Source organism: Pontibacter sp. FD36 (assembly GCF_015686655.1).
Taxonomy (GTDB): Bacteria; Bacteroidota; Bacteroidia; order Cytophagales; family Hymenobacteraceae; genus Pontibacter.
On record NZ_JADPMP010000002.1, the window covers coordinates 321,501 to 345,839 of the forward strand.

Annotated in this window: 20 protein-coding genes; 12 read left to right on the forward strand and 8 right to left on the reverse strand. The window is 49.5% G+C overall.

The genetic code is table 11. The annotated features are described in order from the left end of the window. Positions 1-49: 49 nt before the first annotated feature. Positions 50-2,128, reverse strand: a complete 2,079-nt coding sequence (locus tag I0P70_RS03880) for a thiamine pyrophosphate-dependent enzyme (protein ID WP_196114870.1) — start codon at positions 2,126-2,128, stop codon at positions 50-52. A 207-nt stretch (positions 2,129-2,335) separates the two neighbouring features. Between I0P70_RS03880 and hemF the strand changes: the two genes are divergently transcribed. The 4 genes from hemF to I0P70_RS03900 are packed head-to-tail and all read left to right on the forward strand — an operon-like array spanning position 2,336 to position 7,178. Continuing rightward, the gene (hemF, locus tag I0P70_RS03885; RefSeq protein WP_196114871.1) at positions 2,336-3,235 is read left to right on the forward strand and encodes an oxygen-dependent coproporphyrinogen oxidase; all 900 of its coding nucleotides are present in this window, start codon (positions 2,336-2,338) and stop codon (positions 3,233-3,235) included. Between the two features lie 2 nt (positions 3,236-3,237). Next, a complete protein-coding gene (locus I0P70_RS03890) occupies positions 3,238-3,825 on the forward strand; it encodes a phosphatase PAP2 family protein (protein WP_196114872.1) in 588 nt (195 codons plus the stop codon). Positions 3,826-3,868: 43 nt separating this feature from the next. Next, a complete protein-coding gene (locus I0P70_RS03895; RefSeq protein ID WP_196114873.1) occupies positions 3,869-6,241 on the forward strand; it encodes a TonB-dependent receptor in 2,373 nt (790 codons plus the stop codon). A gap of 4 nt (positions 6,242-6,245) precedes the next feature. Beyond that, positions 6,246-7,178: a DUF4249 family protein gene (locus I0P70_RS03900; protein ID WP_196114874.1), complete on the forward strand. Its 933-nt coding sequence runs from the start codon at positions 6,246-6,248 to the stop codon at positions 7,176-7,178. Between the two features lie 71 nt (positions 7,179-7,249). Here the strand turns inward: I0P70_RS03900 and I0P70_RS03905 are convergent, their stop codons facing one another. Beyond that, positions 7,250-7,837: a riboflavin synthase gene (locus I0P70_RS03905; RefSeq protein ID WP_196114875.1), complete on the reverse strand. Its 588-nt coding sequence runs from the start codon at positions 7,835-7,837 to the stop codon at positions 7,250-7,252. Positions 7,838-8,079: 242 nt separating this feature from the next. Here I0P70_RS03905 and I0P70_RS03910 point away from each other — a divergent pair, with 242 nt between their 5' ends. From I0P70_RS03910 to I0P70_RS03920, 3 genes are all read left to right on the forward strand, one after another. Next, entirely contained in the window at positions 8,080-8,742 is a 663-nt protein-coding gene (locus I0P70_RS03910) for a protein-L-isoaspartate(D-aspartate) O-methyltransferase (RefSeq protein WP_007652520.1), read from the forward strand. A 189-nt stretch (positions 8,743-8,931) separates the two neighbouring features. Beyond that, a complete protein-coding gene (locus I0P70_RS03915) occupies positions 8,932-9,462 on the forward strand; it encodes an acyl-CoA thioesterase (RefSeq protein WP_007652522.1) in 531 nt (176 codons plus the stop codon). 15 nt (positions 9,463-9,477) lie between these two features. Next, positions 9,478-10,131, forward strand: a complete 654-nt coding sequence (locus I0P70_RS03920; protein WP_196114876.1) for a hypothetical protein — start codon at positions 9,478-9,480, stop codon at positions 10,129-10,131. An 82-nt stretch (positions 10,132-10,213) separates the two neighbouring features. Here the strand turns inward: I0P70_RS03920 and I0P70_RS03925 are convergent, their stop codons facing one another. The 4 genes from I0P70_RS03925 to alaS form a co-directional block, all read right to left on the reverse strand. Further along, the gene (locus tag I0P70_RS03925; RefSeq protein ID WP_196114877.1) at positions 10,214-11,323 is read right to left on the reverse strand and encodes a TlpA disulfide reductase family protein; all 1,110 of its coding nucleotides are present in this window, start codon (positions 11,321-11,323) and stop codon (positions 10,214-10,216) included. 79 nt (positions 11,324-11,402) lie between these two features. Beyond that, the gene (gatB, locus tag I0P70_RS03930; RefSeq protein WP_196114878.1) at positions 11,403-12,860 is read right to left on the reverse strand and encodes an Asp-tRNA(Asn)/Glu-tRNA(Gln) amidotransferase subunit GatB; all 1,458 of its coding nucleotides are present in this window, start codon (positions 12,858-12,860) and stop codon (positions 11,403-11,405) included. A gap of 146 nt (positions 12,861-13,006) precedes the next feature. Continuing rightward, the gene (locus I0P70_RS03935; RefSeq protein ID WP_196114879.1) at positions 13,007-13,240 is read right to left on the reverse strand and encodes a hypothetical protein; all 234 of its coding nucleotides are present in this window, start codon (positions 13,238-13,240) and stop codon (positions 13,007-13,009) included. Positions 13,241-13,244: 4 nt separating this feature from the next. Further along, complete coding sequence (gene alaS / locus I0P70_RS03940) at positions 13,245-15,878, reverse strand: alanine--tRNA ligase (protein ID WP_196114880.1); 2,634 nt, start codon at positions 15,876-15,878, stop codon at positions 13,245-13,247. A gap of 203 nt (positions 15,879-16,081) precedes the next feature. Between alaS and I0P70_RS03945 the strand changes: the two genes are divergently transcribed. The 3 genes from I0P70_RS03945 to I0P70_RS03955 all read left to right on the forward strand — a co-directional run bounded on the left by I0P70_RS03945 (position 16,082) and on the right by I0P70_RS03955 (position 18,577). Further along, the gene (locus tag I0P70_RS03945) at positions 16,082-16,429 is read left to right on the forward strand and encodes a MerR family transcriptional regulator (RefSeq protein ID WP_196114881.1); all 348 of its coding nucleotides are present in this window, start codon (positions 16,082-16,084) and stop codon (positions 16,427-16,429) included. A gap of 18 nt (positions 16,430-16,447) precedes the next feature. Continuing rightward, complete coding sequence (gene dprA / locus I0P70_RS03950) at positions 16,448-17,569, forward strand: DNA-processing protein DprA (protein ID WP_196114882.1); 1,122 nt, start codon at positions 16,448-16,450, stop codon at positions 17,567-17,569. A gap of 231 nt (positions 17,570-17,800) precedes the next feature. After that, positions 17,801-18,577, forward strand: coding sequence for an aminotransferase class IV (locus I0P70_RS03955; protein ID WP_196114883.1), 777 nt, complete (start codon positions 17,801-17,803; stop codon positions 18,575-18,577). Positions 18,578-18,646: 69 nt separating this feature from the next. Here the strand turns inward: I0P70_RS03955 and I0P70_RS03960 are convergent, their stop codons facing one another. Further along, positions 18,647-21,289, reverse strand: coding sequence for a SusC/RagA family TonB-linked outer membrane protein (locus I0P70_RS03960; RefSeq protein WP_196114884.1), 2,643 nt, complete (start codon positions 21,287-21,289; stop codon positions 18,647-18,649). Between the two features lie 125 nt (positions 21,290-21,414). On the opposite strand from I0P70_RS03960, the gene I0P70_RS03965 reads away from it, so the two are divergent. Continuing rightward, the gene (locus I0P70_RS03965) at positions 21,415-22,482 is read left to right on the forward strand and encodes an oxidoreductase (protein WP_230391970.1); all 1,068 of its coding nucleotides are present in this window, start codon (positions 21,415-21,417) and stop codon (positions 22,480-22,482) included. Positions 22,483-22,567: 85 nt separating this feature from the next. Further along, positions 22,568-23,284, forward strand: coding sequence for a 3-ketoacyl-ACP reductase (locus I0P70_RS03970; RefSeq protein WP_196114885.1), 717 nt, complete (start codon positions 22,568-22,570; stop codon positions 23,282-23,284). Positions 23,285-23,344: 60 nt separating this feature from the next. On the opposite strand, the gene I0P70_RS03975 is transcribed toward I0P70_RS03970, so the two are convergent. Beyond that, positions 23,345-24,139: a thymidylate synthase gene (locus tag I0P70_RS03975; protein ID WP_196114886.1), complete on the reverse strand. Its 795-nt coding sequence runs from the start codon at positions 24,137-24,139 to the stop codon at positions 23,345-23,347. Between the last annotated feature and the right edge of the window lie 200 nt (positions 24,140-24,339).

The window sequence follows — 24,339 nt, forward strand, 5'->3', positions numbered from 1 at the left end:
AGCCCCGCCATGATCTGACGGGGCTTTTGGTTTACAGTTATGATTGAGACTAGTAGTTCAGCAACTCTTCCAGAGCCGCCGCAACCTTTTCCGGGTTAGGAAGCATCATCTTCTCCAACTCCACATTCAAAGGTATAGCTGGCAGATTAGCAGCACCCAGGGTATAGACAGGAGCATCTAGCTGCTGGAAGCATTCTTTAGAGATGCGACCGGCCAGTGATTCTGCAAAAGAATTCATCAGCGGCTCCTCGGTGAGCACCAGTGCCTTGCCGTGACGACGCACAGAAGCGACTACGGCCTCAAAGTCCAATGGATTGAGCGTACGCAGGTCCAGGATCTCAACGCTGCCCGGGAATTGTTTAGAAGCTGATTTAGCCCAATAAACGCCCATACCGTAAGTGATCACCGTCATGGAGTTGCCCATGCGGATCTCTTCGTCTGAGGCGTGCTGCACCACATTGGCCTTGCCAAGCGGCAGGATGTAATTTTCATCCGGCTCTACGGTCTTAGCGTCTTCGGTGCCTGCTACTTTAGACCAGTACAGTCCTTTGTGTTCCAGCATCACAACCGGGTTCGGATCCAGGAAAGCAGCTTTCATAAGGCCTTTCATGTCGGCAGCATTGCTTGGGTATACCACCTTAATGCCACGAATAGTCAGCAAGGTAGATTCAATGCTGCCGGAGTGGTAAGGACCACCTCCTCCATATGCACCAATCGGCACACGAATCAGCGACTGTACCGGAAACTTGCCCATAGAGAGGTAACAGCTCTTAGATAGTTCTTCCACCAGCTGGTTCATTCCCGGCCAGATATAGTCGGCAAACTGTATTTCAACAATGGCTTTGGCGCCCACTGCTGACATACCTGCGGTAGATCCGACAATGTAAGCTTCCTGAATCGGAGTGTTGAATACACGGCTGTCACCGTATTTCTTAGCCAGCAAAGCAGCTTCGCGGAACACACCACCGAGCTCTCCTCCCACGTCCTGCCCGTAAAACAAAGCTTCCGGGTAATTGCGAAGGATATCATCCACGGCATGAAGGGCAGCGTCCACCATGATGGTTTTATCAGCACCTGATGGGTTGCGCTCACCTTTTTCTACTGTTACCGGGGTTGGGGCAAATTCGTGCTGGTCGAAGGTATTAGGATCAGGTACGGGAGCGTCCAGTGCACGCTGGTAATCAGCAGCCACAGCCTTTTGAGCTTCCTGTTCAAGCCACTGAACTTCTTCAGACGTAACATCTGCATCCAGCAGCGCCTGACGCAGCTTCGGAATCGGGTCGTTGATGCTATGTTCCTGCAGGTTATTGCCACGGTACCACTCGCGGCGCACACCGGAGGTATGGTGACCCAGCAGAGGTACTTTAGCGTGAACCAGTATCGGTTTACGCACTTCGCGGGCATACTCAAATGCCACCCGCATGCCTTCATAGGACTCTGCAAAGTCAGAACCATTCACGCGCAGGCGTTCCATCCCTTTGAAACCGGCTGCATACTCGTAGGCATCCATAGCACGCATTTCCTTGCCTGTGGCCGAAATACCCCAGTCGTTGTCCTGCACCAGGTATACGATTGGCAGATTCTTGAGTACCGCCATCTGGAAAGCCTCGGCCACTTCTCCCTCCGTCACAGAGCCATCTCCCAGTGAGCACAGCACTACTGGCTTCTCCTCACTATTCGTCAGTCCCTGCGATTCGAAATAGGCAATGGCGTGTGCCATACCGGTGGCAGGTATAGCCTGCATGCCAGTGGCAGAGCTTTGGTGTGGAATGGTCGGGAAGCCTTCGCGACGCAGCGAAGGGTGTCCGTAGTAGGTGCGGCCACCTGAGAACGGGTCACCGGCTTTGGCCATCAGCTGCAACATGAGCTCGTAAGGCTGCATGCCTATACCTAACAGCACTGAATCATCGCGATAGTAGAGCGAAGCGTAGTCGTAGGGCTTCAGTTGAAAGGCCGTGGCCAATTGTATGGCTTCGTGACCGCGGGATGTGCTGTGCACATACTTACTGCAAATGGCCTTGTTTTCTTCGTAGGTGTCTGCCATTGTCTTGGCAGTTATCATCAGTCGGTAAGCTTTTTTAAGAATGCCCGTGTCAATCTTAAATGCCTCCATCAGTTCTTTTGACATAGGTTGCGCGTAGTTGTTGCCCGAAGTTAAGGAAAAATGTGCTTTTTCTGAAATCCTTACGAATGTTCGGTAGAGCGGGGTTTATTTGGTAATTTTACGGTTTCCGGACAAAAAGACCTGGTGTCAAAGGACATAGGACTTTAGCCCTCTGTTCCGGAATTTTGTGTTTTTTGTCAGATGACACATTAACGAAGTAATAAAGATAATATGTTCAGAGAAGAAGTTGAAGCTTTTATGCGCCAGTTCCAGCTGGATCTGGTGCGCGACCTTGAAAACTGTGATGGCGGTGCTACTTTCCAGAAAGATGAGTGGCAGCACGAACAGGGCGGTGGCGGCATTTCCCGTATCATTGAAAACGGGAACGTGCTCGAGAAAGGCGGCGTCAACTTCTCTGCTGTGCAGGGCGAACTCTCTCCTCAATTCCTTAAAATGCTGCAGATGCCTGATCCGAAATTCTTCGCGACGGGGGTTTCGGTGGTGATGCACCCGCACAGCCCGATGGTGCCGATCACCCACATGAACGTGCGCTATTTTGAGGCGGGTAACGGTACAGCCTGGTTTGGCGGCGGCATTGACCTCACACCTATTTATGTGGATGTGAAGCAGGCAAGGGAGTTCCATGAGGCCATGAAAGCCGTATGTGACAAACACCACCCCTCCTATTATCCGGAGTTCAAGAAATGGGCCGATGATTACTTTTACAACGAACACCGTCAGGAGACTCGCGGCGTAGGCGGTATTTTCTTTGACCGTCTGATGGCTACTGATGAGATCAGCCTGGAGCAACGCTTTGCTTTTGTTCGTGACGTGGCCTATGCATTTGCACCATTCTATACGAAGATCGTTAACGAAAACCGCAATCTACCTTATACTGAGCGTGAGAAACAATGGCAACTGATCCGCAGAGGCCGCTACGTGGAGTTCAATCTCGTGTACGACCGTGGCACCAAGTTCGGACTGGCCACCAACGGTCGCATTGAGTCTATCCTGATGAGTCTGCCGCTCCATGCCTCCTGGGTATATAATCACAAGCCGGAACCGGGCGGACCTGAAGAAAAGACGCTGGGTTATCTTAAAAAGGACATTGACTGGATCAACATAGCCTAAGCATGCTGGAGCAACTGGAGAAGCTGGACCAAGAGCTGTTTCTATACCTGAATGAGCAGCATAGCCCTTTCTGGGACAATGTTATGGTCACGGTTTCAGATAAATACTTCTGGATCCCCTTTTACCTCTTACTGATCGGCTACATCGTCTGGCGCTATAGGCTACAGAGTATCCCGATGCTGTTGATGGCTGTGGCAGGTATAGGACTGGCCGATTATGTGGCTTCCGGCATTTTTAAACCTTATTTTGCGCGTCTGCGGCCCTGCCACGATCCAGAAATATCGGCCATGGTAAACCTGGTGCGCGGCTGCGGCGGTCAGTTTGGCTTCCTCTCCTCCCACGCTTCCACGGGTTTTGCGCTGGCGGTGTTCTTTAACCTGATTCTATCGGATCGCTATCTGCTTTTCAAAGTCTTTCTGGTGATGTGGGCGGTAGTGGTGTCATATAGCCGGATCTACCTGGGTGTGCACTATCCCGGCGATACGCTGGGAGGCGCTCTGGTGGGCACGGGTACGGCGATGTTAGCCGTGGTGGGCTATCGTTTTTGGCTGCGAAAATATACCCGCTTTCAGCATAAACCTTTGGCATGATCCGCTGTTTCTGACGTATTGTTAGAAGAGCTGATTTCCGGACTTGCAACTACGACACTTTTTATACCTGCTTCTGCCGCTTTTACTCCTGCCTCTGCTGCCTGCATGGGCTCAGGACAGTTTTGTGCTAAGCGGCCGCGTGCTCGACGCCCGTACAGATGAGCCCCTGGCCGGTGCTTCCATTAGTCTGAAAGAGCGCCCTTCTATCGGCACGGTCTCGGAACCGGATAGCAGGTATAGCCTAAGTGCCCCGGCAGGCAGCTATACCTTGGTTATCCGTTACATTGGCTACAACAACCAGGAAGTATCACTGCAGCTGTTCCGTAACGAAACACTTGTCATCCGCTTAGAGCAGGCCAGCTACAACACCCGTGAGGTGGAGGTGATCGGGACCCGCATCAAGCCGATTACCCAGACCGCTAGGATGGGTGAACTGGATATACCGATGACTTCGGTGAAAACGCTTCCAGTGCTGTTCGGAGAGACTGACATCATGAAAACCGTGCAGCTGATGCCGGGGGTGCAGTCGGGAGGCGAAGGCAACACGGGTTTTTATGTGCGGGGCGGTGGTGCGGACCAGAATCTCGTGCAGCTCGATCAGGCGGTGGTTTACAACCCGGGACATTTGCTTAATTTCTTCTCCGTTTTCAACAGCGACGCCATCAGCAATGCAACCCTGATCAAAGGCAACATGCCAGCCAGGTATGGCGGGCGTCTGTCGTCGGTGCTGGATGTGGAGCTGCGTGAAGGTAGCAAAGATAGTCTGCAAGCCGAAGGCGGCATTGGCCTGATCGCTTCCCGGCTGACGGTGCAGGGCCCACTGGTCAAAGACAAGGCCTCGTTCATTTTCTCTGCCCGCCGCACCTATGTGGATGTGTTGTTCGGGCCATTTCTGCGAAACACCGAACAAGGTGGGGTGCCCTATTATTTTTATGATTTCAACGGCAAGCTCTCCTATACCTTGTCACCGAAGGACAAGCTATACCTGAGCGGCTATTATGGCAAGGACGTGGGATCGCTTACGCTTTCTTCAGGTCGCTTTGTGGCCGATTTCCAGTGGGGAAACGCTGCCGCCACTGCCCGCTGGAACCATCAGTTTTCAGATAAGCACTTCGTGGATGTGACAGGCACACTGAGCGACTATGCCTTTGATTTCAATTGGGATTTTGGTGACATTACAACATCCGTTGAGACCGGGGTGCGGGATTATACCCTCAAAACCGACTTTGTCTATGCTCCTTCCGTGCGCCATGAGTTGCAGTACGGCCTGCACTACACCCACCATACCCTGCGCCCCCGTACCGGAAGCGCCGAAACGGCCGAAGGAGATGTGTTCTCTACCGACCGGATCCTTTCCAAAACGGCTCATGAAGCGGCAGTCTACCTATCCGATGACTGGAACGTGACGGACCGGCTCTTGCTGAGCTTAGGTATACGGGGTAGTTACTTTGCACAGATGGGGCCTTTTACTTTCTATACCTTTGATCAGAACGAACGACCCGTTGATTCGGTCGCATACGCAGCGGGAGAACGGGTGAAAACGTTTCAGGCCCTGGAGCCTCGGGTGTCGTTGCGCTACAGCTTAGGGGCTGATGCTTCTGTTAAAGCTAGTTATGCCCGTTCGGCACAGTACCTGCACCTCGTTTCCAATGCCTATACTACCCTGCCACTGGACGTATGGGTGCCGAGTTCGGCGATAGTGGAACCGCAGCGAGCCACGCAGTATGCAGTGGGCTACTTCCAGAGTTTCCGTCAAAATATGTATGAAGGGTCTGTGGAACTCTATTATAAGACCATGGAAAACCAACTGGAGTTCCGTGAGGGTTTCGTGGCGGGACCCAGTAACCGTGATCTGGAGTATGAGTTTGTGCGTGGAAGCGGCGAATCTTATGGAGCAGAGTTTTTCCTGCGACGGAATTACGGTGATTTGCAAGGCTGGCTGGGCTATACCTTGTCCTGGACCGATCGCACCTTCCCAGCTATCAATCAGGGCCGTACCTTCCCTGCCCGTTTCGACCGGCGGCATGACCTCTCTCTAGTGGCCACCTATAAGTACAATCCCCGCTGGACATTTGGGGGCAGCTTTGTCTACGGCACCGGACAGGCTACTACCATGCCCGAGCGGCGCTATCTGATTGAGGGAACGGTTAATTACCAGTACGGGGACCGCAACGGATTCCGGATGGAGCCTTTCCACCGATTGGACCTTTCGGCTACGCTGGAAGGGAAGGCGAAGCGCCGGTTGCAGTCGAGCTGGACCTTTGCGATCTACAATGTGTATGGCCGCCGCAATCCCTTCCTGTACTTTATTGATAGCGAAGGGGCGCCTTACAGTACAGAGACCCGGGTGCAGGCAAAAAAAGTCTCACTGATTCCTATTCCGCTGCCATCAGCCACCTGGAATTTTAAATGGTAATGCTATGCGATTCAGAAATCTCCTCTTACTTGTCCTGATCACCTTCCTGCTTTCCTGCGAAGAAAGTCTGACAATCGACATACCTGCCGGGCAGGAGCAACTGGTAGTAGAAGGGCATATTGAACAGGATGCACCGCCTGTGGTGGTGCTCACGCGCAGTATGCCGGTGTTTGCTGGCTCCTCTCCCGCTGATATCGAAGCCAGTTTCGTGCATGGGGCGCAGGTGGAGGTGAGTTCGGGCGGGCGCAGCTATACCTTGAAAGAAGTGCCAGCCGCTGCTTTTTGGCCTGAGCTGCGGCGGGTGGTATCAGAGCAGTATGCTATACCTGAGAATCAGCTCACGAGTGGCAGTAGCTTTATCTTCTATGTCTATACCTCTGATGAGTTGCGGGGCGAAACCGGCATGAGCTATCAGTTGCGGATCAGTCACGAAGGACGGGTACTGACCTCCACTACGACCATACCCCATCTCAACCCACTGCAGGAGCTCTTTCTGCAGCCTCACCCCGACCCAAGTCAGGACAGCTTATTCACTCTCTTTTACCGCTACCGCGACCCGGACACCCTGGGAAACAGCGTACGCTACTTTACTAAGCGCAACAGCGAACCCTTCTACCCCGGCTACTTTACCTCTGTTTTCAATGACGAACTGATCAATGGGGTGCAGAACCTGAGTTTCCCGCTTGACCGGGGGGAGCCCCGTGGCCGGGAGGTTGATCTGGACACTTACAGTTATTTCGGGAAAGGCGATACGATCCTAGTGCGTTGGGCTGCGATCGATCTGGCTCACTACCGCTTTTGGTATACCTTAGAAAATGAGCGTAACAACAATGGCAGTCCCATTGGCTCCCCCAATACCACCCGATCAAACATCAACGGCGGATTGGGCGTTTGGGGCGGTTATGGGGTGACGTACCACCAGATTGTGGTAAAGTGATGACTGAGGCTTTGCTTTAGTGACCCTGCCCAAAAATTTGCAGGATTATATTCCCATTCACTCAATCAAAATTAACTTTTACCCAACAGCCTGGCTACATACTTGCCGATTATATCAAACTCCAGATTAACGGTGGAACCCGGCTTTACCTGGTGCAGATTGGTATGTTCGTAGGTATAGGGGATTATCGCAACAGAAAAACGGTCTTCCTGTGAGTTAACGACCGTCAGGCTGATGCCATTCACTGTAACTGATCCCTTTTCTACCGTCACATTTCCCAAAGTAGAATCGTAGCGGAAGGTGAAAACCCAGCTGCCGTTTTGGTCTTCTACGGACTCACATACTGCTACTTGGTCCACGTGCCCTTGCACGATGTGTCCGTCGAAGCGGCCGTTGGCACTCATGCATCGCTCCAGATTCACCTTGTCACCCACCTGCAGGCTGTTCAGGTTTGTTTTTTGCAGCGTCTCGTCGATAGCAGTCACAGTGTACTTGTCGCCCTCTATGTTCACCACCGTCAGGCAAATGCCGTTGTGAGCCACACTCTGGTCGATCTGTAGCTCCTGTGCGAAAGGCGCTGACAGCGTGAAGTGCTTGTTGGTGCCTTCTTCCTGTATGGCCTGCACCTGGCCCATGGCTTCTATTATACCTGTAAACATAGTTTTTCGGACTTGATATCTGAATTCAAAATTAACCATGATTTTGCTGAAAAGCATACTTGCTATACCTAAATCCACAACTGGCCGAGATTAAATTGCTTTAGTGTTAGGTAACTCTGCCCTCCTATGCTTATTTTCGCATACGGCATTTCTATCTGTTTTCAGAAAAAGAATGCCGCTAGCTGAATCAGCTGGCATGGCAAGTGCCAATCATTCGTAACTAGTATTATAGGAAAAGGGAAATGCAGGTAGATTTGTACAAACACAAAGGCATGCGCCGCGCCTTGGTAAAACAATTGAGAGACAAAGGTATACGCGATGAACGGGTGTTGGCTGCAATTGAAACAGTACCCCGGCATTTTTTCTTCGAGAAAGCCTTTCTGGAACAAGCCTACCAGGACAAAGCATTTCCGATTGGAGAAGGACAAACCATTTCGCAGCCTTACACGGTGGCTTTCCAGACGGAGTTGCTGAAACTTAAACCAACCGACAAAGTGCTTGAAATCGGGACTGGCTCGGGCTACCAGTGCTGTGTGCTCCTGCAGCTTACGCCTAAAGTTTACACCATCGAGTATAACAAGCCGCTCTACGAGAAGGCGGTGAAGTTCTTCAAGACGTATGGCTTGTTCCCGCACACCTTCCATGGCGACGGCTCACAGGGTTTGCCTGCCCACGCACCATACGACAAAATCATCGTGACGGCCGGAGCGCCAGGTATACCCAAAACACTGGTGAGTCAGCTCACTATTGGCGGTATTCTGGTAATCCCGGTAGGTGGTGAGTCGAGCCAGAAAATGCTGCGCATCACCCGCACCGGCGAAAATGATTTTACCCGGGAGGAATTCGCTGATTTCAAATTCGTACCGCTTCTGGGTAAATCTGGTTGGGAAGCTGATAATTTGTAGCGCCTTGGTCTTAAAGCCAATAAGGGCATAAATTATCTATTTAAAAAAGAGGATTAGTCTCTCCAGCGATAGCGCTGTGAATTATAGACTTGCCTCGCTCCTGCCCAAACATTTTGAAGCAATTGCCTTATTGGTCTTTTTGTTTGGACCTTCGTGACCTATCTTTGCGTCAGAATTTATAGAACAGACATGCGTAAACAAAAAAAAGTAAGCGAATCGTACGTGATCATGACTGAGTTGGTGTTGCCAAACGACACCAATACCCTGCATAACCTGATGGGCGGTAAAATGATGCATTGGATGGACATCGTGTCGGCTATCGCTGCACAGAAGCATTCCAACCGCATCGTGGTGACGGCTTCGGTGGACAACGTATCATTCGCCGAAAGCATCAAATTGGGCAATGTAGTTACGCTCGAAGCTAAAGTTACCCGTGCCTTCTCTTCATCTATGGAAGTGCACATTGTAGTTTATGCGGAAGACATTCCTTCGGGCAAAAAAGTGATGTCAAACCAAGCGTTTTTCACCTTTGTGGCTGTAGACCAGTCTGGCAAAGCGATCGATGTGCCGGAAGCTATACCTGAAACCGAGGAAGAGATCAGGCTGTATGATGGTGCCTTACGCCGTCGTCAGTTACGCCTGGTATTGGCTGGCCGTATGAAACCGAGCGAAGCCAATGAATTACGCTCTATCTTTGATCTTAAGGAAGATGCCGAATAATTTATACCTTACCAAATGGCAGCCCTGACACCAGAACAACTGAACGCAGAATTTCTGAAGCATTTCATGCCCGAAACGCTCTACCTGATCGAGCAGGACGAGGTGCCTGTTGTCAGTGCGGCTGAATCTATTGCAGAACCTACGGCTATACTCGTCCCTACTGAAGCACCAGCAATTAAGCCGGTTCGTGAAACTGCCGCTCCCATTCCAACAAGTCCGGCGACTGTTGCAACCGCTACCCTTAAACTACCTAAAATAGAAACAGCCCCTCAGCCAAAGTCTTTTGATTTTATCGGTGAGAATCGCAAAGGTCTGATCGTGTTGGTCACACTTCCAGATGCAGCGTTTAAGGTATTACCACAGTCGCAGTTTCTGACAAAAATACTGGCAGCTATTGGTTTTGGTCCTTCGGATGTTGCCTTTGTAAATAATGTGTCCGGAGCGATTACGAAGTTCGAAGCGCTGCGCGAGACCACCCAGACAAAGTATATCATCAGTTTCGCCAGCCGCCTTGACACTGACCTCCCGCACGAGAAGTTCATGCTTTATAATCCTGTGCCGGTAGACGGTGTACCAGTCGTATTCTCACAGTCGCTGGCTGTGTTGGATGGTGATCAGGAGCAGAAAAAGTTACTGTGGGCAGCGCTGCAGCGAGTGTTTAAAAAGTAGTACCTATTACATAACCATAAAAAGCAAAAGCCCTTCCTTGACAGAAGGGCTTTTGCTTTTTATCTCAGGTATGGATTCTGGTTTACTGTACCAACGAAGCAATTTTAGCTTCCAATTCTTCTCCTCTCAGGCCTTTGGCAATGATCTTTCCTTCTTTGTCGAGCAGAATAGTCTGTGGAATGGCATCTACCTGGTAAAGTTGAGCAGCTGAGCTTTCCCAACCTTTCAGGTCGGAAACCTGTGGCCAGGTCAGTTTGTCATCGGCAATAGCCTTCAGCCACTTTTCACGCGACTGATCCAGCGAAACGCCGAAAATCTCGAATCCTTTGTCTTTGTACTTGTTGTACATCTTCACCACATTCGGGTTTTCCTTGCGGCATGGAGCACACCAGCTTGCCCAGAAGTCGATCAACACATACTTACCTCGCAGCTGAGACAAAGCCATGCTGCCACCTTCAGGTGTTGGCAGTGTAAAATCAGGAGCTACCGAACCCACAGCAGTTGTGCGCATCGCACTCAGGCGATCGTTTAGCGTCTTGGTGTATTTCGACTCAGGTATATGCTGGGTGTAGAGCGTGAGCATACTATCAGCGAAAGCAAAATCCAGTTGTGGATTTACCAGACTAAGCGTGCCGAATGCAGATACTACAGACTCCGGATGTTTTGCAATGAAGTTTTTGACCTCCTTTTGCAGGCTCAGGTACTGCTGGCGATAGCCTTCGGCTTCTTCCGTCTTGCCTTCGGAGATGGCGCGGTTGAACTGCTCGCTCAGGGCCATTTCCTTCTGGCGGTTTTCATTCACCATTTTGTTCAGGCGCTGGAAAAGCTCGGAGTCCTCTGAGTTCTCAAAACTGGCTGTATTGTTCAGGTCGCGGGCATCAGCTTGCACTTTGATGTTTTTATTTTCGAGAACCATCATCAGGGCATTTTGCTGATCAAGTCCGAGGCGGTAAAGTGTAGGCTCTTCTACCTGACCCTGAAATGAAAATGTACCATCCTGACTGATATCAGCCGTATCGCGGGCAATGAATTGCTGCTCTCCCAATTCAAACAAAAAGATCTGACCAGGTGTGGCATTTTGCAATTTCCCTTCTATAGTATAGGCGCTGCCATTGGTCGCCGTCTTGTTGCCCTGGCAACTAGCCATCAAGGCAGCTGCTGAAGCCAGTACTATATAGTTCTTTAGGTTCATATTTCTATGGGTTTAGATGTTCGTACAGCGGAACACCAGGCAAGATGAATTAATACCTGGTGTATCGCGATACGTAATATTATGCATTTAATCCCTCTTGCAGCAATTGGTTGGCCACTTTAGGGTCAGCTTTGCCTTTGGTTTTCTTCATGATCTCTCCCATGAACATACCTACCAGTGATTTCTTACCAGCCTTATACTCCTCCACTTTCTGCGGATTAGCGGCAAGCACCTCCGAAACGATCGTCTTAAGGGAATCAGTATCAGACTCCTGCAGCAGGTTCTGCTCTTCAGCCACCTGGTGCGCAGGTATACCTGGGTTCTCCAGCATGTATGGGAAAATCTTCTTGGCGGCTACCGAGTGGCTCACCTTGTTTTCGTCTACTAAGGCGATGATCTCGGCAATGGCATGCGGTTGTAATGGGAAATCCTTGATGTGAAGTTGTAGCTCGTTCAAGTATGACTTTACAGGACCGGTTACCCAGTTGGCAGCGCCTTTGTAGTTCTTAGTATGCTTGCAAAGCTCATCGTAATATAAGGCGATTTCCTTCGCATCTGTTAAAACACCAGCGTCATACTCCGACAGGCCAAATTCCTCTGTAAAGCGCTTGTACAGCTCCTGTGGTAGACTTGGCATGGTTTCCTTAATACGCTCCAACCACTCCTGCTCGATCACCAAAGGTGGCAGGTCTGGCTCAGGGAAGTAACGATAGTCATTAAGCGTTTCCTTGGAACGCATAGCCGTTGTCGTGCCCGTGTTCGCGTCGAAGTTGCGGGTTTCTGAATCAATCTTGCCGCCGTTCTCGATGACCATGATCTGGCGCTCGATCTCGTGCTCGATAGCACGCTGCACGTTGCGGAATGAGTTCATGTTCTTCACCTCTACCTTGGTACCCCAAAGCGGCGAATCTTTCAGCATCACCGAAATGTTGGCATCGCAACGCAATGAACCTTCTTCCATGTTGCCGTCGCAGATCTCGAGGTAGCGCACCAAACGACGAATCTCAGTCAGGTAGTTATAGGCTTCCTCCGAATTGCGGATATCGGGCTCTGATACAATTTCAATCAAAGGCACACCAGCACGGTTCAGGTCGATCAGCGTTTCAGTTTCACCAGGCAAGTGCATCGATTTACCTGCATCTTCCTCCATGTGAATGCGCGTAATGCCAATGCGCTTATCATTGCCTGCTGCGTCTTTCACATCCAGGTAGCCCGCCGTGCAAATAGGCGTTTTGTCCTGTGTGATTTGGTAGCCTTTTGGAAGGTCTGGGTAGAAGTAGTTTTTGCGGGCGTAGATGTTGTAGCGTCTGATCTCGCAGTTCGTCGCCAGTCCCATCTTCACGGCCATCTCTACCACGGACTTATTGATACGTGGCAAAGTACCTGGGTGCCCCAGTGTGATCACACTCAGGTTCGTGTTTGGCAGCACGCCATATTCCGTAGAGTCAGATGAGTAGGCCTTACTGTCTGTCAATAGTTGGGCATGTACTTCCAGACCGATAATCGCCTGGTATTTGTCTCTTATTGCTTTATCCATGTTTCTTTATTGGAAAGCTATTTTTTTATTTGTCTAAATCGGGATATCTACTAATTAGTAAATGGCTTATTTCCGGTAACCATCATAAAGATGATGTACAGAACCAGACTGTTTATCAATAGTAAACCCAGTAGGTATAGCCATTGCTATTTCTTGTTTTGCTCTTGCTGCTGAAAGCTCTTTAAAATGTAGTACATCCCAACGGGAGCTATCAACAATCCGATAGCAGCAGGTCCAAAACCAACTAGTTCTTTTGCAGGGCTTTTCAGTTGCATATACCTGGTCAGTAAGTTTAGCGGAACTGCTGAGCCCACTGCCCAAAGTATAAAGGTATAAAATGATTTAGCCTTCTCTAAATAGGGCGTTTCTATACCTGCCATTTACCTATTGCAGTAGTCCTTTCACTAATTCCTGCGCTTTCGCAGGCACAGCCTGCAGACCAGCAACTTCCTTACCGCCAGCCGTAGCATAGAAAGGCTGTCCACCGCCACCGCCTTTGATTTCTTTGGCGAGTTCACGCACCATTTGGCTGGCATTCAGTTTGCGGTCCGAAACCAGATTATCCGATAACATCACAGCAATCTGTGGTTTTCCGTCGATTTCAGCAGCCAGCACCAGCACCAGATTGTCAACTGCCTGGCGCATGTCGAAAGCCAGTTTCTTCAGGTAATCTGCTGTGCTCACGTCAACTTTCTCGGCCACAAAATTAACACCGTCAATAGATTGGGCTTTCTGCACCAGACTTTCTTTCAGGCTGGTCAGCTGCTTCAGTTCAAATTGCTCGAGTTGCTTTTGTAGGGCTTTGTTGTCTTCCTGCAGTTTCTGCACGGCTCCTGATATATTGCTGTGCGTACCCAATACTTCACGAACCGCATTCAGCTCGTTCAGCTGCTGCTGCATATACTCTTCTGCAGAGCCAGCTGTGGTTGCTTCGATACGACGCACTCCAGCTGCTACTGAACTTTCAGAGAGAATCTTGAAATAGCCAATTTCGCCAGTATTGTACACGTGCGTACCACCGCAAAGCTCCACCGAGTGGTCGCGGTCGAAAGCAATCACACGCACAAACTCACCGTACTTTTCTCCGAACAGCGCCATGGCACCCATTTCTTTGGCCTCAGCGATCGGGATGTTGCGCTGCTCTTCCAAAGGTATAGCCTGGCGCACGCGCTGGTTCACGATGGTTTCTACTTCACGCAGCTCTTCGTCCGTTACTTTAGAGAAATGCGAGAAGTCAAAACGCAGTACTTTTTCGTTTACCAGGGAGCCCTTTTGCTGCACATGGTCCCCTAAAACTTTACGTAAAGCAGTATGCAGTAAGTGCGTAGCAGAGTGGTTCTTACGAATCAGGTTGCGACGCTCAAAATCTACCTCGCTTCTGAAAGTGGCTTCCACTTGCTGCGGCAATTTAGCTGTGATGTGCAGTATTAGGTCGTTCTCCTTTTTAGTGTCCAGTACCTCGATTTGTTCTGAATCAGAAATCAGGTAACCTGTATCGCCTACCTGTCCGCCGCTCTCTGCATAGAAAGGTGTGCGGTCTAGCACCAGGTGGTACTCACTCTTATTTTTAGTCTTTACCTGACGGTAGCGTACAATATGCGAGTCGGCCACGTCATGCTCGTAACCCAGGAACTCCGTCTCCACATCAGGCTGAATGATCACCCAGTCGCTTTGCTCGGAAGCAGAGGCGTTGCGGGAACGGTTTTTCTGTTGCTCCATCTCCACACCGAAACCAGCCTCGTCCACTTTCAGACCTTTTTCACGTGCAATCAGGGCAGTCAGGTCTAGCGGGAAACCGAAAGTATCATAAAGTTCGAAAGCAGTTTTGCCATCGATAGTATTGTTATTCTCTTTGAATTTAGATTCTAAAGCATCAAGACGCTTCAAACCGTTTTCCAAAGTGCGCAGGAAAGCGTTCTCCTCTTCCTCGATTACGCGCTGCACGAAGCTAAGCTGAGCCTTCAGTTCCGGGAATACCGTTTCCATCTGGTCGGCCAGTACGGCAGCCAGTTTGTAGAGAAAAGGCTTTTTGAAATCTAGGAAAGTGAAGCCATACCGAACGGCACGGCGCAGAATGCGACGAATCACGTAACCTGCCTTGTTGTTCGACGGCAATTGACCATCGGCAATTGTAAAGGCAATAGCACGGATATGGTCAGACATCACACGAATGGCTATGTCTACTTTCTCGTTTTCGCCATATACTACACCCGCTTCCTTAGCAATGTATTGAATCAGCGGCTGGAACACGTCAGTGTCGTAGTTAGAACGCTTGCCCTGGATGGCCATGCACAAACGCTCGAAGCCCATACCTGTATCCACGTGCTGCGCAGGCAGTTTTACCAGCGAGCCGTCAGCAAGACGGTTGAACTCCATGAATACGTTGTTCCATATCTCTACTACCTGTGGATGGTCAGCATTTACGAGTGTTTTGCCGTCTACCTGCGCGCGCTCTTCGTCGGTACGCAAGTCCACGTGTATCTCCGAGCACGGACCGCAAGGACCTGTATCGCCCATCTCCCAGAAGTTATCCTTCTTGTTGCCCATTAGAATGCGGTCTTCCGCAATCATAGACTTCCAGATATCGTAGGCTTCCTGGTCCATTGGTAGATTCTCCGATTGGTCACCCTGGAACACCGATACATACAGCCTGTCTTTCGGCAGTTGGTATACCTCTGTGAGCAGCTCCCATGACCAGGCCAAAGCTTCTTTCTTGAAATAGTCGCCAAATGACCAGTTGCCCAGCATTTCGAACATGGTGTGGTGGTAGGTGTCGTAGCCTACTTCCTCCAGGTCGTTGTGCTTACCTGATACACGCAAACACTTCTGGGTGTCGGCTATGCGCTTGGACGGTGCTGGTTTGTTGCCCAGGAAGTAATCCTTGAAGGGCGCCATACCTGAGTTGATAAACATCAGGGTGGGGTCATCTTTTACCACAAGGGGTGCCGACGGCACAATCTGGTGCTGTCGTTGCGCGAAGAAGTCAAGAAACTTTTGTCTAATCTCAGCTGAGTTCATCTATGATTATTAAGCCTTTAGATACAATGTGCTATACTTCTTGTTTAATAACAAAAAATATAGAATTTTTGCCTTATAGAAACAGCCCTTTCGGGCAATGCTTACATGGGCCTGTATTAGGGCAAAAGTAGCAATTTTAGCCGTAATTCAGCGTGCTATAGCCGAAAATTAGTGCTGTAGCCCTATACCTTGAAACCGACACTATGCCTTATAAAGAAAAAGAAATCGAAAAGCAGTACTACACCATCGGTGAGGTCGCTGCCATTTTTGACGTTGCCCCTTCGCTGATCCGCTTTTGGGAAACCGAGTTTGACCAACTCAAACCCAAGAAAAACAAGAAAGGCAACCGCCAGTATACTGCCAAAGACATTGAAGAATTACGTTCAGTTTACCATCTGGTGAAAGAGCGTGGCTTTACAATACAAGGCGCTAAGGAAGTGCTGAAGAATAAATCGGTGCAGATAAAGGACAAGATTGAGATCATTAATTCGCTTGAGAAAGTGCGTTCTTTTCTAGTGGGAATCAAGGAACAGCTGAACACCAAAAGCTAAGCCTGCGTACCTTGGTGCATGTCACAGGAAGCTCAATTTGAAGTAGCCCTTTCGTTTTTGCCTTACGTCGGCGACCAGCTGACGAAGGTACTCGTGAGCTATTGCGGCTCCGCAAAAGCCGTTTTTGACGCGCCTGTGCCGAAGCTGATGAAAGTGCCGGGTGTGGGTGAACGTGTAGCGAAAAGCATTCGTGACAATGGTCGCCATGCCTTGCTGGAGGCGGATGAAGTGCTGAAAAAAGCAGCTGACAGGAGTGTTCAGCTTCTCTTCTACACATCGCCGCAGTACCCCAACCGGCTCAAGCAACTACCTGACGCACCTCCACTCCTCTACTTCAGAGGCAATACCGACTTAAACCATCGCCGCATCATCAGTATTGTAGGTACCCGCAAGCCAACAAGTTATGGGCAGTCGGTAACTGAAAGGATAGTTGAAGAGCTGAAGCCTTACAATGTGATGATCGTTAGTGGTCTGGCCTACGGCATCGACATTGCCGCGCACAGGGCCGCGTTGCAGGCAGGGTTACCAACGATTGGCGTGATGGCCTCCGGACCTGATACAATCTACCCCGGGGTACATAAAAAGTATGCGGAGAAGATGCTCGAACAAGGCGGCGTAATTACGGAGAACACATTTGGCACTAAACCTGACGCACCCCGCTTCCCGGCCCGCAACCGCATCATTGCAGGTATGTCCGACTGTACCATTGTGATCGAAGCGGCTTTCAAAAGCGGCACGTTGATTACCGCCGACATCGCCCACAGTTATGACAAGGAGGTAATGGCCGTGCCGGGTAACATTAATTCCCCGATGTCAGAGGGTACGAACTGGCTGATCAAATCACACAAAGCAGCGGTGCTCACCTCCACACAAGACCTGATCGAGTTACTCAACTGGGATGTGGAGGATAAACTGGCCTCCAAGCGAGCCGCCGCTATACCTGTCCTCGACCCAGCCGATTTCACACCCGAGGAAATGCAGGTGCTGCAGGTGTTGATTCAATCCGGCGAAGAGCAAATGGATAATTTAGGATGGAAGTCGCAAGTGCCTGTCAATCAACTGGCCTCGGTCCTATTATCGCTTGAGTTTAAAGGAATGGTAAAAGCGATGCCAGGAAAACGATTTGCGCTGATACGTTGAGTGAGAGAATGAAGCCAATTTTCAAACTGATGTCATTCAGCAGGAATCTTGGTTGCCAGTTCCGACGGTCTTTGCAACTTGCCAGCAAGATCTTTACCAGACGACAAAAGGATAGCGTAATTAGATAATTTACAAAAACATCATTCGCATAATCACCCAAAGACTCCTAAACTCACTAACATCCAAACTCCCTTGCTTCTCTACAACAATCAATTCCTTCCAGTACAAGACTTGAAACTCCCCATCCACAACCGGGCTTTCCATTATAATGACAGTTTTTTTGAAACGGTCATGGTCGTGGACGGGAATTTGCGATTTTGGCGGGACCATCAGGCTCGTATGCGGGAAGCCGCTGAGGCTTTACGACTAGCTATACCTGCTTATTTTTGGAATGGCGAACTTGAGGATAATCTATTGTATCTCGCAAGACAGCATAACTCTTCTAAGATGGGGCGTTTGAAGTTAAAAGTTTGGCGATCAGGAGGTGGTTTGTATACCCCGCAGACAAATGAGATAGAATGGCTAGCGACGGCAGAGCCAAAGCAAGCCATACCTGAAGCAGGTTTAATAATCGGTATTTGCCAGGGCGTACGTACCTGCTACTCTTCTCTCTCCCATTTCAAAGGTCCACATGCACCGCTTTATGTGTTGGCAGGTATAGAAAAACAAAACAAGGATTTTGATGATATGCTGCTACTGGATGCGAAGGGGAATGTATCGGAGTTGATATCTTCTAATATTTTCTGGCTAAAGCAGGGTGAACTTTTCACGCCAGCCCTGGAGACAGGCTGTGTGAACGGAATTCTACGTAGAAACATACTGCGTTGGAGTCAGCAGCAAGGTATAGCGGTACACCAAGTGATAGCCAAACCGGAAGCGTTGTTACAGGCGGAACTTGTATTCGCGTCGAATGTGACAGGTATACGAGGCATCATAAAGCTTGAGAACCATACCTTGCCACTTGATAATGAAAGGCTGCAGGCTCTCAAAGCTGGTCTGCAGGTATAGCTCAAAAGCTAAAAGATCATATAGGTACAGAAAAGGCTGCCCTGGGTATAGAACAGCCTTTTCTATAACTCAAATACTCAGATTTAAACCCAGAGAGAATGTACGGGGCTGAGGATAGTTTCCTCTGTCAATTCCGTTGGGAACTTCTGGATCCTGGCCACTGTACCTGGTTAAAACAAAAGCGTTTTGTACCGTGGCATTAACTTTCATGTCAACCTTGCTGCCTAGCAGTTTTCCGACATTGTAGCCCAGTTGAAGATACTCCAGGCGGAGAAAGGAGGCGTTCTCGAGGAAATGACTCGATTCTGAGTGGGAACCAATAAAGCCGTTTTCCAGATAGCTTCGGGCGGCGTTCGACAAGTAGTTATATGTATCGTTTGCATACAGCCAGCTACGCTGGGCATCAGCTTGATTGAATACCTCATGCCCAGCCGCACCACGCAAAAGGAAAGACATTTCCCAATTCCCATAGCCGCCATTGGAACTGAAGCCGAAATAGGTGTTGGGTTGGTTTGTGCCCATTATTTTTCTTTCGGCATAGCCATATTCGTTTTTTTCATACCCGCCCTGAATCGGTTTACCATTCTCTTCATACAAATGATTGAAAAGATTGAACACCTGTACGGGTTCATCTACGGCTAACCCAAGTCTATAATCATTGTCGGAGAAAGTGTACACCTTTAAATCGCCCATTCTGGTGAGCCGGTTCCTAAGAAAGGTGGCATGCACACCTACTTGTAAGTGGGCAGCTTCCTGCTGAATAAGGGTGTATTGGAGTGAAGACTCCATGCCTGTAACATTCAGACCACCCTGGCTCAGGTATCGGAGTGTAGTGCCGCTTCCAGAGGTCATTCTATTGTAGATAAGAAGGTCGCTTGACTTGTTTTGAAAGAAACTGATATTTCCCATGAACCTGTTTTGTAGCAGGCCGAACTCGAGCCCCAAGTTCTTCTGAAGTGTTTTTTCAGTTACAATCCTGGGTTGAGGACCAGTAAAGCCATATTCCAATATCCTGCCCTGCACTGGTGTCCATAGCAGTGTTCTGAATCTGTTTGGTTCATCCAGCCTGCTGAATCTACCCACGTCCGCCTTGAGTTTCAGGTGGGAAACGATATCCGAGTTAGCCATAAACGACTCTCTACCAACATCCCAGCCTATACCCATTGTCTTTGACTGATGCCTGAACTCATCCGCATTGTAGTTCAAGTCTGACAGGCTTCGGAAAGAGGCCTTGAAGGTATAGCGGTCGAGCAAGGTATAGCCGAGACTGCCATAATAGCTGAAGTTTTTCTCCTTGGACCGGAAGTTCCTACTCCTAGAATAAAGTATTTCACCTTGTTTTCCTTCTGTAGACCCAGATTTAATCTCTCGTTCGGTCTTTAACGCCCCAAACGTCAGGTCGAATTTGCCGCGCAAGGACGGTATAGCCTGATTCATGGAAACAAAACCCTCTGAGTGCGCAATGTTGGAAGTCAAACGGTGCGTAATTAAATTAATCGGGCTCCACTGGCGCGATGCCATCCCAAATGGCCAGCTGCTACTGTAATCGCTATCGGATTTGAGGTAAGCATACCTGTAGTTGACCGTAAGGGAGGGCAGAAAGTGAAGCTGATATTGCACATGAGCCTGTCCGGAGAGCATTTTAACCGTCTCTCGGTTCTCCTTCTGCTCCAGCAGGCTCATCGGGTTTACCTGTTCAATCAAAGCATACCCATCCGGATGCATGTGGGTAAAATATCCTCCGTATTCATTATCGGCATACACAGGCTGAGTCGGATCAAAAGCCAAGGCGGCAGGTATAGCCCGTTCGTCTGCCAGCCCCAATTCCTGTCGGGTGTTATGCAGAGATAGATTGAAAGTCAGGTGTTTCTGAAACAGACTGGGCTGTAGGTTGACGGCCAAGGTGTTGCGCTTATACCTGGTAGTTTCCAGTATTCCGTTTTGCTTCAACTGCCCAACAGACACCCGGTACGGCACTGGTCCCATTGCACCACTGAGACTTAGATTATTATTCAATCCGAAACCCGTACGATAGATCTCATCCTGCCAGTCTGTGTCGTGTTCACCCAACAACCTTTGCTGGTTAGGATATCGCTCGCGTATAAGGTTTCTGAATTCCTCCGCAGAAAATATATCGGCCTTTTTTCGCAGACTTGAAGCTGCGCCTGTCACATTGTATCGCAGCCGTATTTTATCATCCGCGTTTCCTGTTTTCGTCGTGATCATCAGAACCCCATTTGCGGCGGCCCCACCATAAAGGGCTGTAGCAGAAGCATCTGTCAGCAGCGAAACAGAGGCAATATCATCGGCACTCAGCCAATTCAGGTTACTAGCATGTAGGGAATGACTGAAAAGATCGATCAGAACGCCATCAATTACTACCAACGGGCTGTTGTTTCCAAATAAAGAAGTACCAGACCGAAGCACCATCTCTGCTCCTGTACCGGGCGCCCCTCCGGCGGGCACTACCCGCAAGCCTGCAAACCTGCCGATGATCGCCTGTTCCACAGAGGTGACAAATCCTTTATTGAAATCGGATGCGCTTAATTCGTAAGGCTTGTAGGTCGTTTGTAAAGTATCAGCTGCAGCCGAGGTAGAGTCGGCAACCGGATGGCTCTGACCTAAGCCAGTAGAAGCGGTTGTGATGAACAAGCCGAGAGCGACAGAGCTATACCTTAAGAAGCTAAATGATTTGGGTAAAATTTGTTTCAAATTGCGGATATGGTTGTTGTAAGAAAGGACTAAATATAGTAGTATCTTTAGTATGATGCAGCAAATCATGTAGCTATTCGTACGCATATTGCACGATGAATAGTAAAACTCTATAGGACCTCTAAATGATGAATAAAACTATCAATATCGGACTACTAGGCTTTGGGATGGCCGGTCGCGTATTTCATGCGCCCATTATATCGGTTGTAGAAGGCATAAAGCTTAGGAAAATTAAGGCAAACCGCCCCGAAAGTGTTGCTTTGGCCAATAGTATATACCCTGATGCTGAAGTTGTACCCGAAACAGGTAGTGTCCTGGAGGATGAAGCTATTGATCTGGTGATCGTCGCTACCACCAACGAAACACATTACAGCTTGGCCAAAGCTGCCTTACAAGCCGGAAAACATGTGATTGTCGAAAAACCCTTTACGGTTACATCGGAGGAGGCGAACGAGCTGATTGAGCTGGCACAACAAAAAGGAAAATTGCTGACCGTTTATCAGAATCGCCGCTGGGACAGTGATTTCAAAACAGTAAAAAAACTAATTGATGGTCAGTTGCTGGGACGGCTGGTGGAGTACGAAGCACACTTTGATCGCTTCCGACCTATACCTGCTTCCGAGACCTGGAAAGAAGAAGAGAAACCGGGTACAGGTATTTTGTATGACCTTGGATCACACCTGATTGATCAGACTCTGGTGCTGTTTGGTTCGCCTGAAACACTCTACGCCGACCTGCGGACTCAACGCAGTGGCGGGCAAATAATTGACAGCTTTGACCTGACGCTCTATTATGCCAATGGCTTGAAAGCTATACTTAAAGCAGGCATGTTGGTAAAGCAGCCAGGGCCTCGTTTTATCCTTTCGGGTGACAAAGGTTCTTTTGTGAAGTATGGCCTCGATGTGCAGGAAGCAGCATTAAAGGCGGGGCTCTCTCCTACAGGTACAGACTGGGGAGCTGAACCAGAAGAGATCTGGGGAAGACTGGACACCGAACTCAAAGGACAGCATCTGGTCGGGAAAATCCAGAGTGAACAGGGTGACTACCGCGGCTATTATGAAAATGTACGAGATGCCATTCTGGGTATAACTGAACTGGAGGTGAAGCCTGAGCAGGCGCTGAATACCATCCGGGTGATTGAACTGGCCATTCAAAGCAGCTCCGAAAAGCGTGTGCTCCCCTTCAAGCAATAGCTTATCTTAAGCAATCAGGTATAGCATATGAACCTTTACCACTTTCTGTAGTATATTTGTAGCTACAAACATTAAGGCTTACAACATGGAATCATTAAAAGGAAAAAGCGCCCTGATCACGGGTGCTGGTAAAGGCATGGGGCGGGCTATAGCGATTGCGCTGGCCCAGGAAGGTGTAAACGTGGGCTTGCTGGCGCGCACTACTTCTCAATTAGAAGAAGTGGCAGCAGAAGTGACGAAGCTAGGTGTAAAAGCTTCCGTTGCTACTGCCGACGTGACCGACATAAACTCAGTAAACGAAGCGGTAAAGGCGATTGGTACTGAACTTGGTCCGATTGATATCCTGATCAATAATGCGGGTACGGCTAAGTTTGGCAAGTTCCTGGAGTTGGATCCTGCTGACTGGGAGAACATTATTCGGGTGAACCTGATGGGGGTTTACTACGTGACACGTGCCGTGCTACCAGAAATGATTGAGCGCCAGACAGGCGATATCATCAACATTTCTTCAACGGCTGGCCAGCGTGGGGCCCCGGTAACGAGTGCCTATAGTGCCTCAAAATTTGCCGTAATCGGTCTGTCGGAGTCGTTGATGCAGGAAGTACGCAAGCACAATATCCGGGTGAGTACGCTCACGCCAAGTACAGTGGCAACAGAGTTGGCTATCGAACTGAAGCTGACTGACGGTAATCCGGAGCGCGTGATGCAGCCGGAGGATTTTGCCGAACTGATCGTGGCGCAGCTGAAACTAAATCGCCGCGTTTTCATCAAAGAGGCCGGCATCTGGTCAACCAATCCATAAAACAAAAGGCCCGAAGTTAAGCTTCGGGCCTTTTGTTTTATATCACTACATGTTAAGCTATTATACCGCCACAGGTGCCTTTATGCCTGGGTGCGACACATAGTTCTCCAGCTTGAAGTCCTCGAACTTAAAGTCGAAGATATTCTTCACATTCGGGTTCAGGCGCATGGTCGGCAGTGCGTGTGGCTCACGGGTGAGTTGCAACTGAGCCTGCTCCAGGTGGTTCAGGTATAGGTGCGTGTCGCCGCCTGTCCAGATGAACTCGCCCGGCTCCAGCCCTGTCACCTGCGCCATCATCAGCACCAGCAAGGCGTAAGAGGCAATGTTGAATGGCACGCCCAGGAAAACATCTGCAGAGCGCTGGTACAATTGGCAGCTCAGTTTTCCTTCTGCTACATAAAACTGGTAAAAAGCGTGGCAAGGCGGCAGTTTCATGTTCTCAATCTCCGCCACGTTCCAGGCGCTTACGATGATGCGACGGGAATCCGGATTGTTTTTTAACTGATTAACCACCTGCGTGATCTGATCAATATGGCGGCCGTCCGGTGTGGGCCAGCTGCGCCACTGCGATCCGTATACCGGGCCCAGGTCACCGTTTGCGTCCGCCCATTCATCCCAGATTGTGACCCCGTTCTCCTTTAAGTAGGAAATATTGGTATCCCCTTTCAGGAACCACAGCAACTCGTGGATGATCGACTTGAGGTGCACCTTTTTGGTTGTTACCAGCGGAAAGCCCTCCGCCAGATCAAAACGCATCTGGTAACCGAACACACTCAGCGTACCGGTGCCGGTACGGTCTTCTTTCTTTACCCCCTTGTCGAGGATGTGCTGTATCAGGTCCAGGTACTGTTTCATAAGGTATAGCGCTGTTTTGTGGTTCCGAACCCTAAATATAGCGCAAAAATAATCCGCCAGAAAACCTGTCGGCTGTTTTATAAAAACATTTGCCCAATGCCAGTCACCTTCCTTTTTTATATCAAAATCCTTTTAATACTTCACTATATTGCTCCATCTTTCAACCCAAGAAGGTTGATACTCGAATAAGAAAGACCGCT